This is a genomic window from Thioalkalivibrio sp. AKL9 (assembly GCF_000377825.1).
Classification (GTDB): Bacteria; Pseudomonadota; Gammaproteobacteria; order Ectothiorhodospirales; family Ectothiorhodospiraceae; genus Thioalkalivibrio; species Thioalkalivibrio versutus.
The window spans coordinates 25,314-44,154 of sequence record NZ_KB905105.1 but is presented as its reverse complement, the minus strand read 5'-3'; the positions used below and the strand labels follow the sequence as shown (position 1 = coordinate 44,154).

Annotated in this window: 17 protein-coding genes; 11 read left to right on the top strand and 6 right to left on the bottom strand. The window is 69.4% G+C overall.

What is annotated here, in order from left to right:
• Positions 1-34: 34 nt before the first annotated feature.
• Both D573_RS0104115 and D573_RS0104110 read right to left on the bottom strand, forming a co-directional pair.
• The gene (locus D573_RS0104115) at positions 35-967 is read right to left on the bottom strand and encodes an NAD-dependent epimerase/dehydratase family protein (RefSeq protein ID WP_018938203.1); all 933 of its coding nucleotides are present in this window, start codon (positions 965-967) and stop codon (positions 35-37) included.
• 11 nt (positions 968-978) lie between these two features.
• A complete protein-coding gene (locus D573_RS0104110; protein ID WP_018938202.1) occupies positions 979-2,079 on the bottom strand; it encodes an LLM class flavin-dependent oxidoreductase in 1,101 nt (366 codons plus the stop codon).
• Between the two features lie 78 nt (positions 2,080-2,157).
• Between D573_RS0104110 and D573_RS0104105 the strand changes: the two genes are divergently transcribed.
• From D573_RS0104105 to hisC, 11 genes are all read left to right on the top strand, one after another.
• Positions 2,158-2,820 carry a hypothetical protein gene (locus D573_RS0104105; protein WP_018938201.1) on the top strand — a complete coding sequence of 221 codons (663 nt, stop codon included), beginning with the start codon at positions 2,158-2,160 and terminating at the stop codon, positions 2,818-2,820.
• A 381-nt stretch (positions 2,821-3,201) separates the two neighbouring features.
• Positions 3,202-4,035: an ABC transporter ATP-binding protein gene (locus D573_RS0104100; RefSeq protein WP_038039664.1), complete on the top strand. Its 834-nt coding sequence runs from the start codon at positions 3,202-3,204 to the stop codon at positions 4,033-4,035.
• Entirely contained in the window at positions 4,028-4,810 is a 783-nt protein-coding gene (gene mlaE, locus D573_RS0104095; RefSeq protein ID WP_018144518.1) for a lipid asymmetry maintenance ABC transporter permease subunit MlaE, read from the top strand. Before D573_RS0104100 ends, mlaE begins: the two co-directional genes overlap by 8 nt.
• 33 nt (positions 4,811-4,843) lie before the next feature.
• Positions 4,844-5,302 (top strand): outer membrane lipid asymmetry maintenance protein MlaD, encoded by a 459-nt coding sequence (gene mlaD, locus D573_RS0104090; RefSeq protein WP_018938199.1) that lies wholly within the window; start codon positions 4,844-4,846, stop codon positions 5,300-5,302.
• Between the two features lie 25 nt (positions 5,303-5,327).
• Positions 5,328-5,996 carry a phospholipid-binding protein MlaC gene (locus D573_RS0104085; protein ID WP_018938198.1) on the top strand — a complete coding sequence of 223 codons (669 nt, stop codon included), beginning with the start codon at positions 5,328-5,330 and terminating at the stop codon, positions 5,994-5,996.
• Complete coding sequence (locus D573_RS0104080) at positions 5,993-6,310, top strand: lipid asymmetry maintenance protein MlaB (protein ID WP_018144515.1); 318 nt, start codon at positions 5,993-5,995, stop codon at positions 6,308-6,310. Before D573_RS0104085 ends, D573_RS0104080 begins: the two co-directional genes overlap by 4 nt.
• A 101-nt stretch (positions 6,311-6,411) precedes the next feature.
• A complete protein-coding gene (gene murA, locus D573_RS0104075) occupies positions 6,412-7,671 on the top strand; it encodes a UDP-N-acetylglucosamine 1-carboxyvinyltransferase (RefSeq protein ID WP_018144514.1) in 1,260 nt (419 codons plus the stop codon).
• 38 nt (positions 7,672-7,709) lie between these two features.
• Positions 7,710-8,360, top strand: coding sequence for an ATP phosphoribosyltransferase (gene hisG, locus D573_RS0104070; protein WP_018938197.1), 651 nt, complete (start codon positions 7,710-7,712; stop codon positions 8,358-8,360).
• An 11-nt stretch (positions 8,361-8,371) separates the two neighbouring features.
• Positions 8,372-9,439: a 3-deoxy-7-phosphoheptulonate synthase gene (locus tag D573_RS0104065; RefSeq protein ID WP_018168264.1), complete on the top strand. Its 1,068-nt coding sequence runs from the start codon at positions 8,372-8,374 to the stop codon at positions 9,437-9,439.
• 14 nt (positions 9,440-9,453) lie between these two features.
• Positions 9,454-10,755 (top strand): histidinol dehydrogenase, encoded by a 1,302-nt coding sequence (gene hisD, locus D573_RS0104060; protein ID WP_018144511.1) that lies wholly within the window; start codon positions 9,454-9,456, stop codon positions 10,753-10,755.
• Positions 10,752-11,846, top strand: a complete 1,095-nt coding sequence (hisC, locus tag D573_RS0104055; protein ID WP_018938196.1) for a histidinol-phosphate transaminase — start codon at positions 10,752-10,754, stop codon at positions 11,844-11,846. Before hisD ends, hisC begins: the two co-directional genes overlap by 4 nt.
• 435 nt (positions 11,847-12,281) lie before the next feature.
• Here hisC and D573_RS0104050 read toward each other — a convergent pair whose 3' ends face one another.
• The 4 genes from D573_RS0104050 to D573_RS0104035 all read right to left on the bottom strand — a co-directional run bounded on the left by D573_RS0104050 (position 12,282) and on the right by D573_RS0104035 (position 18,721).
• Positions 12,282-16,802: a DEAD/DEAH box helicase gene (locus D573_RS0104050; protein ID WP_018938195.1), complete on the bottom strand. Its 4,521-nt coding sequence runs from the start codon at positions 16,800-16,802 to the stop codon at positions 12,282-12,284.
• 24 nt (positions 16,803-16,826) lie between these two features.
• Positions 16,827-17,129: a hypothetical protein gene (locus D573_RS0104045; RefSeq protein ID WP_018144508.1), complete on the bottom strand. Its 303-nt coding sequence runs from the start codon at positions 17,127-17,129 to the stop codon at positions 16,827-16,829.
• A gap of 64 nt (positions 17,130-17,193) precedes the next feature.
• Positions 17,194-18,393 carry an alkaline phosphatase family protein gene (locus D573_RS0104040; protein ID WP_018938194.1) on the bottom strand — a complete coding sequence of 400 codons (1,200 nt, stop codon included), beginning with the start codon at positions 18,391-18,393 and terminating at the stop codon, positions 17,194-17,196.
• Between the two features lie 4 nt (positions 18,394-18,397).
• On the bottom strand, positions 18,398-18,721 hold the full coding sequence (locus D573_RS0104035) for a BolA family transcriptional regulator (RefSeq protein WP_018938193.1): 324 nt from the start codon (positions 18,719-18,721) through the stop codon (positions 18,398-18,400).
• Between the last annotated feature and the right edge of the window lie 120 nt (positions 18,722-18,841).

The window sequence follows — 18,841 nt, the reverse complement described above, 5'->3', positions numbered from 1 at the left end:
CAGGCCCGGGATTGTAGCCGATTGGGTAGTGGTTTCAGCAGCGCAGGCGTTCCAGGCACCCGGCGGTGGTCACCTGCGGTGTCCAGCCGAGCTGCTCGCGGGCGCGGGTGCAGTCCAGTACCAGCGGGCCGTCCAGCCCGCGGACCCAGCCGGGGTCCCCGGCGCGGGCGGTCAGGCGCCAGGCCAGCGGGTGCAGGGTGCGGATCAGCCGCAGTGGCACCGGGATCCCCCAGCGCCGCTGGTGGCGCGCCATCGCCCGTAGCGACCAGGCAGGTTCGGCCCCCAGGTTGAAGATCCCCGCGGTGCGAGTTGTGATGCTGCGTACGATCGCGGCGGCGGCATCGTCCTCCCACAGGATCTGCACTGGCTGTTCGCCTCCGGCGGGATACAGCCGTCCGCGGGCGATCTGCAGCAACAGCGGGTGGGCGTTCGGGCCGACGATCGCGGGCGGGCGCAGGAGGGTCACCTGGCACTCGGGGTGTTCCCGGGCGAGCGCGAGTAGGGCCTGCTCCACGGCGACCTTGTCTTCGGCATAGGGGAAGCGCGGCCGGGTGGGATGGTCCTCACGGAGCGGCTGCGGGCTGTCCGGCCAGGGGCCGTAGACCGCCGCGCTGGACAGAAACACGATGTGGCGTACACCGGCGGTCACCGCCGCGTGGAACACCTGCTGGCTCAGGGCGACATTCTGCTGACGGACCCAGGTTCGGTCATGCCGGCGGCGTCCCCCGTGACCGCCCATCAATTGAAAGGCCAGGTGCACCAGCGTGTCCACCCCGGCCAGGTCCTCCGGCTGGAGCTGCGCCAGGTCGAGTACCCGGGCCTCGATAACGGTGCCGTTTTCGGGGGGAGGCAGCGCCGGCGCGGCCCGGTCCAGGGCGAGGATGTGTTCAATCGTCGGCGCGCGTGCCAGGGCGGGCAGCAGGACTTGCCCCAGGCGCCCGGCGGCGCCGGTCACGGCGACGTGCATCCGTGTTTCGCTCAGGTCGCGGTGCGGGCGATGGTGGCCGGGGCGGTGTCGGCAAACGCGGGCATGACCTCTTCCGCGAAGCAGTCCATGGACTCCTCGGCCAGCGCATGCGGAACGGCCCCGGCGCCGAAGGCGAGCAGCACCTGATCGACCCCGGCCGCGCGCAGGCCCTCGATGCGTTCACGGCATTCGGCGGGGGTGCCGACGAGCGTCATGCCCAGCATGTCGAGGACCTTCAGGTTGATCCCGGCCTTGACCAGGTGGCGGAAGCGGCCGAGCGAGCGGTAATAGTCGTAGCCCTCGATCAGGCGTTCCAGCACCGGCAGGGTCTGCTGGAACATGTGGCGGTAGAACCACTCGAAGGCCGGCTTGGCCTCGCGCCGGGCGCGCTTGCCGTCCGGCAGGCACAGGACCCCAAGCGTCATGCCGACCCGGGGCGGGTGGGCGACGTCCGTGCGTGTCGCGTCCCAGGCCTCGTGGTACAGGCGGATGTCCTCGCGGATCATCTGCCAGGGCTTGAATGGCCCGGCCAGCGCGCCGATGCCCTGCTGCGCCGCCCAGGTAAAGGACTCCGGGCTGACCGCGGCGGTCCAGATCGGCGGGTGCGGGGCCTGCACCGGGCGCGGCATCACGGGCACGTCGTCCAGGTGATGGAACGGCCCGTCCTGGGTGATGCGGCCGGTGGCGAAGGCCTGGCGCAGCGCATCCAGCCCGGCATCGACCCGCGCGCGGGACTCGCTCATCTCGGCCCCGAATGTGGCATATTCGCGCGGCGAGAAGCCGCGCCCGATGCCCAGATCCAGTCGCCCGCCGGAGAGCTGGTCGAGCATGCCGACGCGTTGCGCCACCCGCAGGGGGTGGTGGTAGGGCAGGGGGACCACGCCCAGCCCCAGGCGCAGGCGTTTGGTGCGCTGACTGGCCGCGGCCAGCACCAGGTCCGGCGCGGTGGAGTGGGAGAACTCCGGCATCAGGTGGTGCTCCACCAGCCAGGCGGTGCCGAAGCCGAGACGATCGGCGCGCTCCCACAGGCGCAGGGTGTTCTCCAGCACCTCCGCTTCGGAGGTCTGCAGGAAGTCCGGTACCGAGAGCTCGTGGAACAGGTCGAAACGCATGGCGCCAACTGTGCCGCGCGCTCGCAGGTGATACAAGCAATCCGCGCAAAGCTGCGGTTACGTCGTGGAGGTTGAGGCATGTCGAAGGAGCAGGAAGCGCCGGTATTTCAGGCCGCCGGGGTGGCGGGCCCTGGAGAGGACTGGTGGGACGACTTCTTCCCCGAGGACCTGCCGCAGGACTGGCAGCTGGAGTACTACACCCATTACCACAGCCGTTTGTTGCTGCCTGCCCCGGTGTGGACCGAGGCCGGGGCGCCGGCCTTTGGTGACTGGGCCGAGGCCGTGCCCCCCGCGCTGCGGCTGACACTGGACTGGCCGGTGGAGCTGGGCCTCGAGACGGGTGCGACGCGGGCGCGCGCGCTGGCCGAGGCTGTCGGCGATGGCCTGCAGGCGGTGGCGCCGGGGCCGATGGGGCCGGCGCAGGTGCAGGCGATCCGCGCGGCGCTGGAGGCGGCCGGACTGGGGCGCCTGATGGTGTACGGCGCCGGCGAGGAGCGGGTGCTCGCGCGAGCCGAGGCGGCCTGGTTTCATCCCGCCCCGGCGCCGAAATCGGCGGCGCTTGCCGGGGGCGGGGCCTGGCAGGTCAGCCCCGAGGCGGGACTGGATGCGCCGGGCTGGCGCGCGCTGGTGGAGGCCCTCGGGCAGGCCGGTGGCAGCGGCGAGATCCCGGTGTTCCTGCGCGCGCGTCCGGAGCGGCTGTCGGATTTCCGCACTATCGCCGCGTTGCTGGGATTGGGATGAGCACCGCACCCGCCCGTTTGACGGTCTCCCGGCCTGCGCCCAGACTTCGGGGTTCTGTGGGCCTAAGGAAACACGGATTAATGTACACACTCGCGTTGGTACCCCAGGTTTTCCGAGCCCAGGCGCGGCGCGCAGCCGGTAGTGGGTCTACCGGCCCGTTTTTGACCGATTCGGGCCGCAACGCAGGATCGGGGAACCTGGGGTGCCAACCCCGAAGGGGCTCGGCCGCCCGTTGTCATCAAAAACGGGCGTGCGCACGGCGTTGCGGCTCCCTTGTGCAGAATGACTGCACGGCGGTCACCGCGCCTTGTTCGCACGCAAAAGCGGCTCGAGCGCGAGCGTGTACATTAATCCGTGTTTCCTTAAGGGCGAGGAGCGCGCGTGGCTGACCCGGCAGTGGAAGACAGTCCGCATATCGTGATCGAGAACCTGTGCTTCCGGCGCGGGCGCAAGATGATTTTCGATGACCTGTCGATGCGCATCCCGCGCGGGCAGGTGACGACCGTGATGGGGCCCAGCGGCAGTGGCAAGACCACGCTGCTGCGCCTGGTCGGCGGTCAGTTGCGTCCGGACAATGGCCGCATCTGGGTGGATGGCCAGGAGGTGGCGAGGCTCTCCACCCGGCGGCTGTACGCGCTGCGCAAGCGCATGGGCATGCTGTTCCAGAGCGGTGCGCTGCTGACGGATCTCTCGGTATTCGAGAACGTCGCCTTCCCGCTGCGCGAGCACACGGATCTGCCGGAGGACGTGCTGCACGCGCTGGTGCTGCTGAAGCTGGAGGCGGTGGGCCTGCGCGCGGCGCGCGACCTGGACCCGGCGACCCTGTCCGGTGGCATGGCGCGGCGTGTCGCGCTGGCGCGGGCCATTGCGCTGGACCCGGACCTCATTTTGTACGACGAGCCGTTCACCGGGCTCGATCCGATCACCATGGGCCAGATCGTCAGCCTGATCCGCCGGACCAATCAAAGCCTGGGGCTTACCAGCGTGCTGGTCTCGCATGACGTGACCGAGGCGATGGCGATCTCCGATCAGGTGGTGTTGATCGCCGATGGCCGGGTAGTGGATGCCGGGCCGCCGGACGAGCTGGAGGCGCGCGCCTCCGACTGGAGCGCGCAGTTCCTGCAGGGTCGCCCGGACGGGCCGGTGCCGTTTCATTACCCGGGCGCGTCCTACCGCGATGACCTGCTGGGGCAGGGGGAGCGCCGCGATGACTGATTCGATTGCCGCGCTGGGCCGGACCACGATCAATGCCCTGACGGTGTTCGGCCGGGCGTTCATCTTCCTGATCCGGATGCTGGCGAGCCTGGATATCGTCTTTCGCCGCTTCGGCCTGACGCTTGTTCAGGTGTATTCGGTGGGGGTGCGCTCGCTGCTGATCATCGTCGTGTCCGGGCTGTTTGTCGGCATGGTGCTGGCGTACCAGGGCTACATCACGCTGGTGAACTTCGGCGCGGCCGAGGCCCTGGGCGGGGTGGTTGCGCTGTCGCTGGTACGCGAACTGGGGCCGGTGGTCACCGCGCTGCTGTTCGCCGGGCGCGCCGGCTCCGCGCTGACCGCGGAACTGGGGCTGATGAAGACGACCGAACAGCTCTCGGCGATGGAGATGATGGCGGTGAACCCCTATCGCCGGATCTTCGCGCCACGCTTTGTGGCCGGGTTCCTCTCCATGCCGCTGCTGGCCGCGATCTTCAGCGCCGTGGGCGTGATGGGCGGCTACCTGGTCGGGGTGGGGCTGCTGGGCGTGGACAGCGGCGCCTATTTCTCGCAGATGCAATCGGTGACCGACTGGAACGAGGATGTGCTCTCCGGCGTGATCAAGAGCATCGTGTTCGGCTTCGTGGTGACCTGGATCGCGGTGTTCCAGGGCTTCAATGCGCAGCCGACGTCCGAGGGCATCTCGCGCGCCACGACCCAGACGGTGGTGGTGTCGTCGCTCGCGGTGCTGGGCCTCGATTTCATCCTGACCGGGCTGATGTTCGGCGCGGGCTGACCAAACAGTGTTTACCCAGGACAGGTGGCAATAATGAAGGTACGTTTCTTCGAACTGGCGGTCGGTGTCTTCGTGCTCCTGGGCATCGGGGCGCTGTTCTACCTGGCGGTCCAGGTCAGCAACGTGACCGACTACCACGACCGTGACACCTATACGGTGAGCGGATACTTCGACAACATTGGGGGTCTCAAGATGCGTGCCCCGGTCACGGTGTCGGGTGTGCGCATCGGGCGAGTGGCGGATATCCGTTACGATCCGGAACGCTTTCGCGCCGAGGTGACCCTGGCGATCCGCTCGGAGCACGACTACCTGCCGATGGACACCCAGGCCGCCATCCACACCGCGGGGCTGCTGGGCGAGCAGTACATCGCGCTGGAACCGGGTGGTGACTACGACACCCTGCAGGAAGGCGACGAGCTGATGTTCACCCAGTCGGCACTGGTGCTGGAGAACCTCATCGGTCGCTTCATGACCAACATGGGTAGTGACTGATCTACCCAAACCGGGAGCAAGAGACATGAAATGGTTGCATGAACGAATCCTGATCCTGCCGCTGGCGCTGCTGGTCCTGATCCTGGCGGCTCCCGCCCAGGCCGAAGAAAACCCCGCCGAGCTCATCAAGCAGTCGATCGACGCGGTCTACGAGAAGCTGCGGGCAAACGAGGCGCGTGCGCAGGAAGATCCTGACTTTGTGATTGGCGTGATCGAGGAGGAGATCCTGCCCGGCGTGGATATCAACGGGATGGCTCGCCTGGTCCTGGCTCGCCACTGGCGCGATGCCAGCAGCGAGCAGCAAAACCGCTTCGCCGAGGCCTTCAAGAACACGCTGCTGCAGGCCTACGGGGTGCAACTGGCCGATCATCTGGACAAGGACGTGCGCGTCATCGAGCGGCGCTCGCGCCAGGACGAGCGCATGGCCGTGGTCGCCACCGAGGTGGTGATGGGCTCCGGCCAGTCGAACATCCAGGTCAACTACCGTCTGCGTCCGGTGAACGGCGAATGGAAGGTCTTCGACGTCGAGGCCGAGGGGCTCAGCTTCGTCGGCAACTTCCGCACTCGCTTTAACGAGGAGATCAACCGCGATGGCCTGGAGGCGCTGATTGAGCGCCTGGAAGATGGCGACGAGGCGCTGATCGAGGATGCCGTGGGCGACGTGACCCCCGACAACGGGGCCGCGGACCGGTGAGCGACGCACAGATCCGGGCGGATGAAGGCGGTCTGGTTGTCAACGGGCCACTGACCTTCGCGACGGTGGCCGGGCTGGAGGCACGGGCCCGCGGGCTGACGGCGCATCTCCCGGAACACGCTCGGGTGGACCTGACGCAGGCGGGTCGTATCGACAGCGCCGGCGTGGCGTTCCTGGTCATCCTCTGGCGTCGCGCCCGCGAGCAGGGCCGCACCCTGGTCTTCGAGCCCCTCCCCGAGGGGTTGCGCCCGTTACTGGAGTTGTACGACCTGGAGTCGATTATCACCGACTCCGCCGCTCGTTCCGTCGCCTGAGTCGTGCCGGCGGCGGGCGAACGGGCGAGCCCGGCGCGGATTCGTTATCATGGCGCGTTTCGCCGAACCACGGTCGGTTCGGCGGTCAATCCGGGCACCCCATGGACAAACTGATCATTACCGGAGGTCGCCGACTCGAGGGTCAGGTCTGGATCTCCGGGGCCAAGAACGCCGTGTTGCCGATCCTGTCCGCCACCTTGCTGGCGGACGGGCCGATGACCATTGGCAACGTCCCGCATCTGCAGGACGTGACCACCACCATGGAGCTGCTCGGCCGCATGGGCGTCAGCCTTACGGTTAACGAGCGCATGCGCATCGAGGTCGACCCGACCACGCTGACCCAGTGCGTCGCCCCGTACGATCTGGTAAAGACCATGCGCGCCTCCATCCTGGTGCTGGGGCCGCTGCTGGCCCGCTTCGGCGAGGCCGAGGTCTCCCTGCCGGGCGGCTGCGCCATCGGTTCGCGTCCGGTGAACCTGCACCTGCGGGGTCTCGAGGCCCTGGGGGCCGAGATCGAGGTCGAAGGCGGCTACATCCACGCTCGCGCGGACCGCCTGAAGGGCGCGCGCGTGGTCTTCGACCAGGTGACGGTAACCGGTACCGAGAACCTGTTGATGGCCGCCACCCTGGCCGAGGGCGAGACCCTGATCGAGAATGCCGCGCGCGAGCCAGAGGTCATCGATCTGGCGGACTGCCTGACCGCGATGGGCGCGAAGATCCAGGGTGCCGGCACCGACACCATTCGGGTGCAGGGCGTGGAGCGCCTGCACGGCTGCGAATACGACGTGATGCCGGACCGTATCGAGACCGGCACCTTCCTGGTCGCCGCCGCGGTCACCCGTGGGCGCGTGCGCTGCCGCAATACCCGCCCGGAGCTGCTGGACGCGGTGCTGGCCAAGCTGGTCGAGGCCGGCGCTCGCATCGAGACCGGGCCGGACTGGATCGAGCTGGATATGGAGGGCCGCCGTCCGAAGGCGGTGAACCTGCGCACCGCGCCGTTCCCGGCCTTCCCGACCGACATGCAGGCGCAGATGATGGTGCTGAACACGGTGGCCGAGGGCACCGGATCGGTAGTCGAGACGGTGTTCGAGAATCGCTTCATGCACGCGCTGGAACTGCAGCGCATGGGCGCGCACATTACCATCGAGGGCAATACCGCGATCGTCGAGGGCGTGGAAAAACTGGTCGGTGCGCCGGTGATGGCGACTGACCTGCGTGCCTCGGCGAGCCTGATCATCGCCGGCCTGGTGGCCGAGGGCGAGACCGAGGTGGACCGCATCTACCACATCGATCGCGGCTACGAATGCATCGAGGAAAAACTGAGCCAGATCGGCGCGACCATTCGTCGCGAGCCGGTCTGAAGCTGCGACTCACACGGAACCGGACGAACGCCTGACCCATGATGGATCCCAACGCCCTGACCATCGCCCTGTCCAAGGGCCGCATCCTCAAGGACACCCTGCCGCTGCTTTCCAGCGCCGGGATCGAGTTGCTGGAGGATCCGGACGAGACGCGCAAGCTGATCCTCGACACCAACCGCGAGGATGTGAAGATCGTGGTGGTGCGCGCGACCGACGTGCCCACCTACGTGCAGCACGGCGCGGCGTCCATCGGCGTGGCCGGCAAGGACGTGCTGATGGAGCACGGCGCGGCCGGGCTGTACGAACCGCTGGATCTGCATATCGCCGAGTGTCGTCTGATGCTGGCGGGGCGCCCGGGCCAGCAACCGGACCCGGAGCAACGCCTGCGCATCGCCACCAAGTTTGTGAACATCACGCAGAACTACTTTGCCCAGCAGGGCCGCCAGGTCGATATCATCAAGCTCTACGGCTCGATGGAACTGGCACCGCTGGTGGGCCTGGCCGACTACATCGTCGACCTGGTGGATACCGGCAACACCCTCAAGGCCAACGGCCTGGAACCGCTGGAACTGATTACCCCCATTAGTTCCCGGTTGATCGTGAACCAGGCAGCCATGAAGATGCGACATAGAACCATTCAAAATCTCATCGAGGGCCTGCGGGAGGCCGTCACCCCCGCGACGACGTAATCGAGAACACCATGACCGCCGATACCGACGACCTGCGAATCCGCGAAATCCAGGAGGTGTCCGCCCCGGACACCGTACGCGATGAACTGCCGATCACCGATGCGGCGGCCAACACCGTGTTCGAGGCCCGCCAGGCCTGCCATCGCATCCTGCGCGGCGAGGATGACCGCCTGCAGGTGATCGTCGGCCCCTGCTCGATCCACGACGTGGACGCCGCGCTGGACTATGCCGATCACCTGAAGACCCTGCGCGAAGAACTCTCCGACGCGCTGCATATTGTGATGCGGGTGTACTTCGAGAAGCCGCGTACCACGGTTGGCTGGAAGGGTCTGATCAATGACCCCGATCTGGATGGCAGCTTCCATATCAACAAGGGCCTGCGTGTGGCGCGCGGACTGCTGCGCGATCTGGCGGTGAAGGGCATGCCGGCGGCCACCGAATACCTCGACCTGATCAGCCCGCAGTACATCGCGGACCTGGTCGCCTGGGGCGCGATTGGTGCGCGCACCACCGAAAGCCAGGTGCACCGCGAGCTGGCCTCCGGTCTGTCCTGCCCGGTGGGCTTCAAGAACTCCACCGATGGCAGCCTGCGCGTGGCGATCGACGCGATTCGTTCTGCCTCGCGCCCGCATCACTTCCTGTCGGTGACCAAGTCGGGCCGCTCGGCAATCTTCTCCACCACCGGCAACGACGACTGCCACATCATCCTGCGCGGCGGGAAGCAGCCGAACTACGACGCCGCGAGCATCGAAGAGGCCTGCAAGGAACTGCGCATGGCCGAGCTGCCGGAGTCGGTGATGGTGGACTGCAGTCACGCCAACAGCCGCAAGGACCCGAAGCAGCAGATCGAGGTCGCGCGTGTGCTGGGCGAACAGATTGCCGGCGGCGATCGGCGCATTATGGGCGTGATGCTGGAGAGCCACCTGACCGGTGGTCGCCAGGACATCCTGCCCGGCAAGCCGCTGCAATATGGCCAGAGCATCACCGATGCCTGCATGGGCTGGGACGACAGCGAGGCCACCCTGCGCCTGCTGGCCGATGCCGTGCGCGCGCGCCGCAAGGCTGCCGTACCCGCCTGAACGAGGAGCCCGACATGCCATCCATTGCCCGACTCGATACCCAGCAGCCCGATTTCGATCAGGCCCTGGAGAACCTGCTGTCCTGGGAATCCGTTGCCGACACCGGCGTGCGGGACGCGGTGGACGAGATCCTCGGCGCGGTGCGCACCGAGGGCGATGCCGCGGTGCTTCGTTACACCGCCAAGTTCGACCGGCTCGACCGCGCCGCAGTCTCCGATCTTGAGATCCCCCACGACCGCTTGCAGGCCGCCCTGGAGTCGATCCCGGCGGAGCAGCGCAAGGCCCTGGAGATGGCCAGCGCACGCATCCGTCGCTACGCCGAGCACCAGCTCATGCGGGACTGGGATTTCACCGACGAGGACGGCACCGTTCTCGGCCAGCGCGTGACCGCGCTGGACTCGGTGGGCCTGTACGTTCCCGGGGGCAAGGCGGCCTATCCGTCCTCCGTGCTGATGAACGCCATCCCGGCCAAGGTCGCCGGCGTCGAGTTGCTGGTCATGGTCGTGCCCGCCCCGGGCGGTGAGCTGAACGATCTGGTGCTGGCCGCGGCCGCCGTGGCCGGCGTGGATCGCGTGTTTACCGTGGGGGGCGCCCAGGCCGTGGCCGCGCTGGCCTATGGCACCCAGACGATCCCGGCGGTGGACAAGATCGTTGGCCCCGGCAACATCTTCGTGGCCGCGGCCAAGCGTGAGGTGTTCGGCACGGTCGGCATCGACATGATCGCCGGCCCGTCCGAGATCCTGGTGGTCTGCGACGGCGAGACCGACCCCGACTGGATCGCGGCCGACCTGTTCTCCCAGGCCGAGCACGACGAGCAGGCCCAGTCCATCCTGCTGTCCTGGGACGACGCGTTCCTGGATCGCGTGGCCGAGGCCATGGACCGCCTGCTGGAGGAGATGCCGCGCGCCGAGATCATCCGCACCAGCCTCGACAAGCGCGGCGCGCTGGTGAAGGTGCGCGACTCGGCCGAGGCCGTCGCGGTCGCCAACCGCATCGCCCCGGAGCACTTGGAGCTGTCGGTGGCCGACCCGCAGGCGATGCTGGATGCCGGGTTGCGCCACGCCGGCGCGATCTTCATGGGCCGCTATACCTCCGAGGCCCTGGGCGACTATTGCGCCGGCCCCAACCACGTGCTGCCGACCTCGCGTACCGCGCGCTTCTCCTCGCCGCTGGGCGTGTACGACTTCCAGAAGCGTTCGAGCATCATCCATTGCTCGGCCGAAGGTGCGGCCAAGCTGGGCGAGACCGCCGCGGCCCTGGCCCACGGCGAGGGCCTGACCGCCCACGCGCGCTCCGCCGAACTGCGCAGTCGATGACCGCCCGCGCGACCCGGACCCCGGACGCCCTGATGCGCCCGGAGGTGCTGGCGCAGCCGGCCTACCAGGTGGCCGACGCGACCGGCCTGATCAAGCTGGACGCGATGGAAAACCCTCATCCCTGGCCGGGGGAGCTGGAAGACGCCTGGCTGGCGGCCCTGCGTGATCCGCAGCTGAACCGCTATCCCGACGCCCAGGCACTGGGTCTGGCCGCTCAGGTGCGCGCCGCCCACGGCGTGCCCGAGGCCGCCGGACTGTTGTTCGGCAATGGCTCCGACGAACTCATCCAGATCCTGATCACGGCGGTGGCGGGTTCCGGGCGTCCGGTGCTGGCGCCGGAGCCGACCTTCGTGATGTATGGCGTGCTGGCCCGAGCGCTGGGGGTGCCGTTCATCGGTGTCCCCCTGAACGCGGACTTCACCCTGGACCTCGACGCGATGCGCGCGGCGCTGGCCGAGCACAACCCGGCGCTCGTGTTCCTCGCCTACCCGAACAATCCCACCGGGACGCTGGACGATGCCGCGACCGTACAGGCCATCGTCGACGAGAACCCCGGGGTCACGGTGGTCGACGAGGCCTACGCCCCGTTCGCCGCGCACAGCTTCCTCAAATGCGTCGGCGAGGATGACGGCCTGATGGTGATGCGCACGGTCTCCAAGCTGGGGCTGGCCGGTGCACGGCTTGGCTATCTGGCAGGCACGCCGGCCTGGATCGATGCGCTGGATCGCCTGCGTCTGCCGTACAACATCAATACCCTGACCCAGCGCTCGGTGGCCTTCGCCCTGGAGCACCGCGCGGCGCTAGACACGCAGGCGCGCGGAATCGTCGAGGAACGCGACCGCTTGAGCGAGCGTCTGACCGGGACGACGGGGGTCGAGCAGGTCTTTCCCAGCCAGGCGAACTTCATCCTGTTCCGGGTGCGCAGGGGGCAGGGGCACGCGACCTTCGCGGCCCTGCGCGATGCCGGGATCCTGATCAAGGACGTCGGCCGCGCGCATCCGCTGCTGGTGGACTGCCTGCGCGTCACGGTCGGCCGCCCCGACGAAAACGACGCCTTCCTCGCCGCGCTCGGGCAGGCCCTCGCCGCCTGACGTTTTTTCCGGCGCCACGCCTTTTGGTTGCACCACAGAGGGCACGGAGAAATGCGCGGAGTGGTTTCCGGAACGGCCTAAGCGCATCGTAAAGGGGTCTTGCCCTCGCGGAAGACGCGGCGAGATCGGGTGAAGGCGGGGCACCAGGTCCGGTTTTCGCTCACCCTGTCCCAACCTCGGAAAACCGGAGGTCGCCCCGGCCGCAGCGCAGCGAAGAGCCGGGATCTCCGACGTAAATCCTGCCCTCCACGTTCGGCCGGATCACACCGCGGAGCTCCCGGATAACCGCTGCGCAGTTTCCGGGATGACAAGGGGGCGCTGCCGGGCCGGTGCGCAAGAGCGGCGGTACCCCCTGACAGCCCTGCGCATTTCTCCGTCTCCTCCCGTGCCCTCTGTGGTGAAGAGCCTTTCCTGGCTCTTTCCCGGTGCGGCGTCTCAGCGGCGACCGGCGGGCAGTTCCAGACGCAGACCGCGGACCTCGCCCATGGCACCGCCAGCGCGCAGGGCCTCCGTAAACGGGGACTGGCGGGCGGGTTCGCCGTTGATGCTCTCGATGGTGATGCCGCGGCGTTTGGGCAGCCAGCGGCTGCCGGCGAGCTGGCGGATGGCGTCGGTCACCAGGGCGGCGTGTTCCTCCGCGGTGTCGATGCCGGGGATCGCCTCCCAGACGAACAGCTGGCGGCCGGAGGCGGCGAGATAGAGCAGCGGCTGGCCGCCGGCCAGCGCGACCAGGGCCCCGGCCACGCGGCGCAGGCGGCCCTCGGCGGCCTCCGGCGGCTGTGGCCAGGGCAGGAGCTGGCCCCAGGGGTTGGCCGGGTCGACGCTGGCCAGCCACTGCGGCTCGGGGGTGGCGTCGGCCGTGCGTTCCAGCGCGCGCAGGCGGTCCACCGCACCGGCGCGTGCGAACTGGGCGCCGGTCAGGCCCTCGACGAAGTGGCCGCGGCGCAGCTTGCCGGCGTCCTCCATCGCACGGTAGACGGGGTACACGCGGCCGAAGCCGCCCGGCAGCCCCTCGGCGCGCGCCATCTCGCGGCTGACCACGCCGTAGCGTGCCAGCAGGTTCTCGGCCTGTTCGCGAGCGCGTTCCGTCAGCGACACGCCGGGATCGATCAGGTCGGCCACCCGGGACCAGCGCCCGCCGGCCAGGCCCTGGCCCGGGCGCCGCCGGCCGCGCGAGCTGGGCTTACGCTGGCCCAGGCTGCGCAGCGGGGCAAAGGTGTCGTTGGTGATCTGTCCGGCCCAGACCCGATCCCAGATCGCGGCCTCGATCATGTCCTGGCGGGCGTCCGGCTGCGCCTCGCGCGCTGCGCGTTCCAGCTCCATGTAGAAGCAGGCGCCGCGCCGGTCCAGCGTCTCCAGGATGGCTTCGGCCAGTGGGTCGTCGCGGGCCGGTGTCTCCGCCTCGGGTGTGTCCGGCTCCAGCAGCACCATCGCCTGTTCGCGGCGCAGGAAGCGGATGCGCCCGTCACGCGGGCCCAGCGCGCCACTGCCCACCCAGACGAACTCGCCGGACGCGGTGATGCGGTCCAGCGCGTCCAGCGAGAAGTCGCGCACCCGCATCGGCAGCACATGGGTGGTCCAGGCCGACCAGGGCAGGGCGACGCCTTCGAGCTGCGTGAGCACTTCGCGCAGGGTGCCGATGCCCGACCCGGGCTCGCTCAGGCCCTGCCAGGCGGGCAGGAAGCGGCCCAGCGCGCGGGCGTCCACCGCAGCCGCCTCGTCGCGCAGGCGGGCCAGGGTGCGGCGCTTCAGCCGGCGCAGGATGTCCAGCTCGCACCAGTCCTCGCCCTGGCCCTGCGGGCGGATCTCGCCGCGCAGCAGCACGCCGGCACCCTCTAGCGTCCCCAGCGCCGGAAGCAGCGCGCCGGGCGCGAGGCCGTAGCGAACGCCCAGGTCCTCGACGCGGAATGGCCCATGCGTGCGGGCGTAGCGGCGCAGCAGCTGTTCCAGCGGGCGTTGCGGCGGCTCGAGGAAGCCGGCGGGCAGGCCGGGTGGTGGCACGACCCCGAGCGCGTCGCGAAAGAGGGCCGCGTCCTCGGCGGCGATCCAGCGCGGCTCGCCGGCGACCCGGACCTCGACCGCACGCAGCCCGTCGGCCAGGGTCTGTAGCCAGGGTGCGGGGTCTTCGGCCGCTGCGGCTTCGATCTCCTCCCGCGTCAGGTCGCCGCGCCGGCGCAGCAGGTCATGCAGTTCGTCGGCGTCGCGGACCTGTGTGGCCTCCGTGGTGTGCGCCAGTTCGGCCTCCAGCTCGGCCAGGGCATCGGGGTCAATCAGCTCGCGCAGCTCGGCCTGGCCCAGCAGCTCGGCCAGCATCCCGCGATCGAGTGTGAGCGCCTGCGCCTTGCGCTCGGCCATCGGCGCGTCCTGCTCGTAGATGTAGGCGGCGACGTAGGCGAATACCAGGCTGCGCGCGAACGGCGAGGCCCGTGGCGTTTCCACCTCGTGCACGCGGATGTGGTGCTCCTGCACCCCGCGCAGGATCTCGCGCAGGGCGTCCAGATCGAACACGTCGGCCAGCACCTGGCGGTAGGTCTCCAGCACCACGGGGAAGCTCGCGTATTCGCGCACCGAGGCGAGCAGCTGCTGCGACTTCAGGCGCTGGGCCCACAGCGGCGTGCGCTGGCCCGGGCGGTTGCGCACCAGAAGCAGGGCGCGGGCCGCGTTCTCGCGGAAGGCGCTGGCGAACAGGGTGGAGTTCCCCAGCTCGCGAGTGACCGTCTCCTCCAGTTCCTCCGGGTCGGGGAACAGGCTGTCCAGCTCCGGCAGGTCCTCGCTGTCCGCGAGTCGCAGCACGATGCCGTCGTCGGTGTACATCACCTGTACCTCGAAGCCGGAGGTGCTGGTCAGCGCCCCCTGCAGGGCCAGCGCCCAGGGGGCGTGCACGCGGGCGCCGAACGGGGTCAGGATGCACACGCGCCAGTCGCCGACCTCGTCGCGGAAGCGCTCGACCACGATGCGCTTGTCCGACGGGAGCTGCCCGGTGGCCTCGCGCTGTTCGTCGATGTAGTCGCCGAGGGTCTCGACCGCCGCCTCCGACAGCGGGGCATGCTCCTTGAGCCAGGTCGCGCGTTCGGCGCGGTCCATGCGCGCGAGGCGTTCGGTCGCTGCGCCGATTGCGCGCCCGAGTTCGATCGGCCGGCCGGGGCCGTCGCCATGCCAGAAGGGCAGCTTGCCGACCTCGCCGGGGGCGGGGGAGACCAGCACGCGGTCGCGGGTGATCGCCTCCACGTGCCAGGTGCTGGCGCCCAGGGTCACGTTCTCGCCGGTCTTCAGCTCGAACACCATCTCCTCGTCCAGCTCGCCGATGCGCGGGCCGCCCTCGCCGACATGCACGCCGTACAGGCCGCGGTCGGGGATGGTGCCGGCGTTCAGGCGCGCGGCCAGCGCCGCGCCCCGGCGCGGGGTCAGCTCGTCGCGGGCGCGGTCCCAGGCGAGCCACGGGCGCAGGTCGGCGAAGTCGGTGCTGGGGTAGTGGCCGGAGAGCATATCCAGGGTCGCCTCCAACAGCGGGCGCGACAGCTCGCGCCAGGGTGCGGCGCGGCGTATCAGCGCGTGCAGCTCGTCCACCGTGCGCGGGCGTTCGCAGACCATCGCGACGAGCTGCTGGGCGAGCACGTCCAGCGGGTTGTGCGGGGCATGGATCGGTTCCAGCGCGCCGACCTGCATGCGCTCGCCAATCACCGCGCATTCCAGCAGGTCGCCGCGAAAGCGCGGCAGCAGCAGCGAGCGCGAGACCTGGCCGACCCCGTGCCCGGCGCGTCCGGCGCGTTGCAGACCGCGGGCAACCGAGCCGGGCGATTCGACCATGATCACCAGGTCCACCGCACCCATGTCGATGCCCAGTTCCAGCGAGCTGGTGGCGACGATGCCGCGCAGGCGCCCGGTCTTCAGTCGCCCCTCGATCTCCGCGCGGCGCTCGTGGGAGACGCTGCCGTGGTGAGCGGCGACCAGGTCTTCGGGCTTTTTGGCGTCCTCGGGATGCTGTTCGCGCCAGGCGTCGTTGATGCGCTGGACCAGGCGCTCGCACAGCCCGCGGCTGTTGACGAACACGATGGTCGAGCGGTGTTCCAGGATCGCCGCCAGCAGGCGCGGCTCCAGGCGCGCGGCACGGTCGCCGCCCGTGGCCGGGAGTGGTCCGGTGCCCTGGCCGTAGACCGCGCCGAGGATGGAGCCGGACGGGATGGTGTCCGCGCCTTCGGACGCTTCGAGGGTGGGAGGTGCGTGTGCCGCTGGCGGCTCCTCCGGGGCGAGGATCTCGAGATCCAGGCGTGGGGCCTCGGCGGCGTCGATAACCTCCACCTCGCGGTCGCCGCCGAGGAAGCCGCGCGCGACCTCCACTGGATGCACGGTCGCGGACAGTCCGATGCGTTGCGGGTCCTCGCCGCAGCGCTCGGCCAGGCGTTCCAGCGACAGGGCCAGGTGCGCACCCCGTTTGTTGGCGGCCAGGGCGTGCACCTCGTCGATGATCACCGTATGGACGGATTCGAGGTTCTCCGCGGCCTTCGAGCCCAGCAGCAGGTAGAGCGACTCCGGCGTGGTCACCAGGATGTCGCCGGGTTCGCGCGCCTGGGCGCGGCGCTCGGCCTGCGGGGTGTCGCCGGTGCGGATGTGCACCACGGGTTCGCGGGCCGACTGGTCGCCCAGGCGCGCGGCGGTCCGCGTGATGCCGGTCAGCGGGGCGCGCAGGTTGCGCTCGATGTCGGTGGCCAGTGCCTTCAGGGGCGAGATGTAGAGCACCGAGTAGCCGGTGCGGGGTTCCGGGGCCGGCTCGCCGGTCAGGCGGTCGATTGCACTCAGGAACGCGGCAAGGGTCTTGCCGCTACCGGTCGGAGCGATCAGCAGACAGTGGTGGCTGGCCCGGATCGCGGGCCAGCCGCGGGACTGGATGGGAGTGGCCTGCTCGAAGGCCTCGCGAAACCAGGTGTCGGTCGCGGGGCGAAAGGGCGTGACCGGCATCGGCTGGGGCCCCGAGCTGGCGGGTCAGGCGTGGCCGACGGTGCTGTCGGTGGTGGAATGGAAGTAGTCGCTGTCGCGCGCCAGCTCGTCGATCAGTTCGTGCAGCATGGCCAGCCGGCTCTCGGCATCCGCGAACGGGGCGCAGTCCTCGCACAACGGGTCGCCGCACGGTTGGCGGCTGTACAGCCAGAAGTGGATCGCACCGGCCAGCAGGCCGTCGGCAACATCACCGGTCTCGTCGGCCTGGCCGTCATCCGCCAGGCGGTTGGCCAGCTCGATCAGGTGCTGGGCGGCGTTGTTGTAGGTCTGGTCGGTGGTGTCGTTCATGGGGTCTCGGGACAGTCTTGTTTAGCCAGCGCCAGTCGGTTTGACTGACACAGAACCCGGCAGTTTACCGCGACTGGCCGATATTCCGAAGAAACAGGGGAATATGCCGTTCCTCCGGGGACAGGCCGCCGTGGGCGCCAATGAAGAACGGCCCCTCGTCGTCGGCCGGCGGGTCCACCAGGTAGGCGTCCTCGACCGGCAGCAGCAGGTAGTCGCCGGCCCGCGCGCGCAGTTCCGGGTGTTGCGGCTCGGGGCCGAGGGTCCCGTGGCCCAGCCACTCGGCCTGCGGGATGGCCAGGACATCGTCACCGAACGCCCGCTCCAGTGCCTGCAGGAAGTCAGCGTGCTGTCCGGTTCGGATGTGGGCGAGGGCGGCGCGTGGCTCGCCGGTCAGACGGTGGCGCAGGCAGGCCTGTACCGCTGGATGCTCGCGGAGGTCCAGGCGGCGTTCGACCGTGCGCATGCCGTGGTCGGCGGTGGTCAGGAACACGCTCTCGGGGCGCTGGATCTGCGCGCAGGTGGCGGTGTAGGCCAGGTCCAGCTGTTTCAGGTGGCGCTCCACCTCCGGGCTGTCCGGGCCGTATTCGTGGCCCAGATGGTCCAGCTCCGACCAGTAGACGTAGGTGAAGTGGGGGCCCGGCGTCGCGTTCACATGCGCGGCCACCCGCGTCGGCAGCTCGGAGAGGTCCTCGAAGCCGATGAAGTCGGCGCCGCGGCTCATCATGCGGTTGTAGGGTGTGCCGCCGATCCATTCCGGGCCGATGAAGGTCATGCCGCAGTCAAGCCGGTCGCCCAGGCGGTCGGGCTGCACGCGGCCGGTCAGCTCGCGGTAGCCGAGCGTGGCCGGGTGGTCGTCGGCGCCGCGCTCCTGGCCCATCAGGACCGTAAGGGTGCGTTCGGCGGCCGCCAGGCGGGTATGCCAGCCGAGCAGGCCATGCCGTGCGGGGTGGCGGCCGGTCAGGATGCTGGTGATCGCGGTGGCCGTAGTGCTGGGAAACACAGTCTCCAGATCGGTCACGTGGTCCGCGCCCAACAGCGGCGTGTGGCGGCGGTAACGGGCGGCAAAGCCGTCGATGAGCCAGAGTACGATATGGCGGTCCGGGCCCAGGTGCTCGGAGACACCCGCGAGCGGCGGGTGCGAGGCCGCCGCGTTCAGGCTCGCCTCGATCTGGCCGAGCAGGTCCATCAGCCCGGGGGATTCCAGCCGCGCGCGCAGAATGGCGTCCACGGCCGAGTGGGCCGTGGGGGTGGCAGTGACCGACAAGACCTCAGGCCTTCGCGCCGCCGTCGCCGCCCATGCAGGGCGGGGAATCCGCGACCTTTCCGGCGCGCTCGAACCACTGGTCCGGGTCCAGGGTGTGCAGCGCCAGGGCGTGGATGCCGCCGGCCAGCTCGTCGGCCAGGGCCTGGTTCACCAGCCGGTGCCGCGCGATCAGCTTCTGGTTGCGAAAGGCCTCGGATACCACGGTTACCTTGAAGTGCGACTCCGAACCCGGAGGCACGTTGTGCATGTGGCTCTCGTTCACCACCTCCAGATGCTCGGGCGCAAAGCGTTCCTCCAGCTTCCGGGTAATGGTCTCCTGCATGGTCATGGATATTTCCCGACAATTGAACTCGACACGCGCAGTGTTTCGCCGCCAGGCAGCGATGTCCAGAACTGCCATCTGGTGGACGGGATGCGCCATGCTCGCGACCGGAGGAAGGGGGGATCC

Excerpts from the sequence above, each read along its gene's own strand:
- D573_RS0104115 (WP_018938203.1), bottom strand. The coding sequence starts at position 967 with ATGCACGTCGCCGTGACCGGCGCCGCCGGGCGCCTGGGGCAAGTCCTG.
- D573_RS0104035 (WP_018938193.1), bottom strand. The coding sequence starts at position 18,721 with ATGACCATGCAGGAGACCATTACCCGGAAGCTGGAGGAACGCTTTGCG.
- D573_RS0104045 (WP_018144508.1), bottom strand. The coding sequence starts at position 17,129 with ATGAACGACACCACCGACCAGACCTACAACAACGCCGCCCAGCACCTG.
- D573_RS0104085 (WP_018938198.1), top strand. The coding sequence starts at position 5,328 with ATGAAATGGTTGCATGAACGAATCCTGATCCTGCCGCTGGCGCTGCTG.
- mlaE (WP_018144518.1), top strand. The coding sequence starts at position 4,028 with ATGACTGATTCGATTGCCGCGCTGGGCCGGACCACGATCAATGCCCTG.
- D573_RS0104065 (WP_018168264.1), top strand. The coding sequence starts at position 8,372 with ATGACCGCCGATACCGACGACCTGCGAATCCGCGAAATCCAGGAGGTG.
- hisG (WP_018938197.1), top strand. The coding sequence starts at position 7,710 with ATGATGGATCCCAACGCCCTGACCATCGCCCTGTCCAAGGGCCGCATC.
- D573_RS0104105 (WP_018938201.1), top strand. The coding sequence starts at position 2,158 with ATGTCGAAGGAGCAGGAAGCGCCGGTATTTCAGGCCGCCGGGGTGGCG.
- mlaD (WP_018938199.1), top strand. The coding sequence starts at position 4,844 with ATGAAGGTACGTTTCTTCGAACTGGCGGTCGGTGTCTTCGTGCTCCTG.
- hisD (WP_018144511.1), top strand. The coding sequence starts at position 9,454 with ATGCCATCCATTGCCCGACTCGATACCCAGCAGCCCGATTTCGATCAG.
- hisC (WP_018938196.1), top strand. The coding sequence starts at position 10,752 with ATGACCGCCCGCGCGACCCGGACCCCGGACGCCCTGATGCGCCCGGAG.
- D573_RS0104050 (WP_018938195.1), bottom strand. The coding sequence starts at position 16,802 with ATGCCGGTCACGCCCTTTCGCCCCGCGACCGACACCTGGTTTCGCGAG.
- D573_RS0104110 (WP_018938202.1), bottom strand. The coding sequence starts at position 2,079 with ATGCGTTTCGACCTGTTCCACGAGCTCTCGGTACCGGACTTCCTGCAG.
- murA (WP_018144514.1), top strand. The coding sequence starts at position 6,412 with ATGGACAAACTGATCATTACCGGAGGTCGCCGACTCGAGGGTCAGGTC.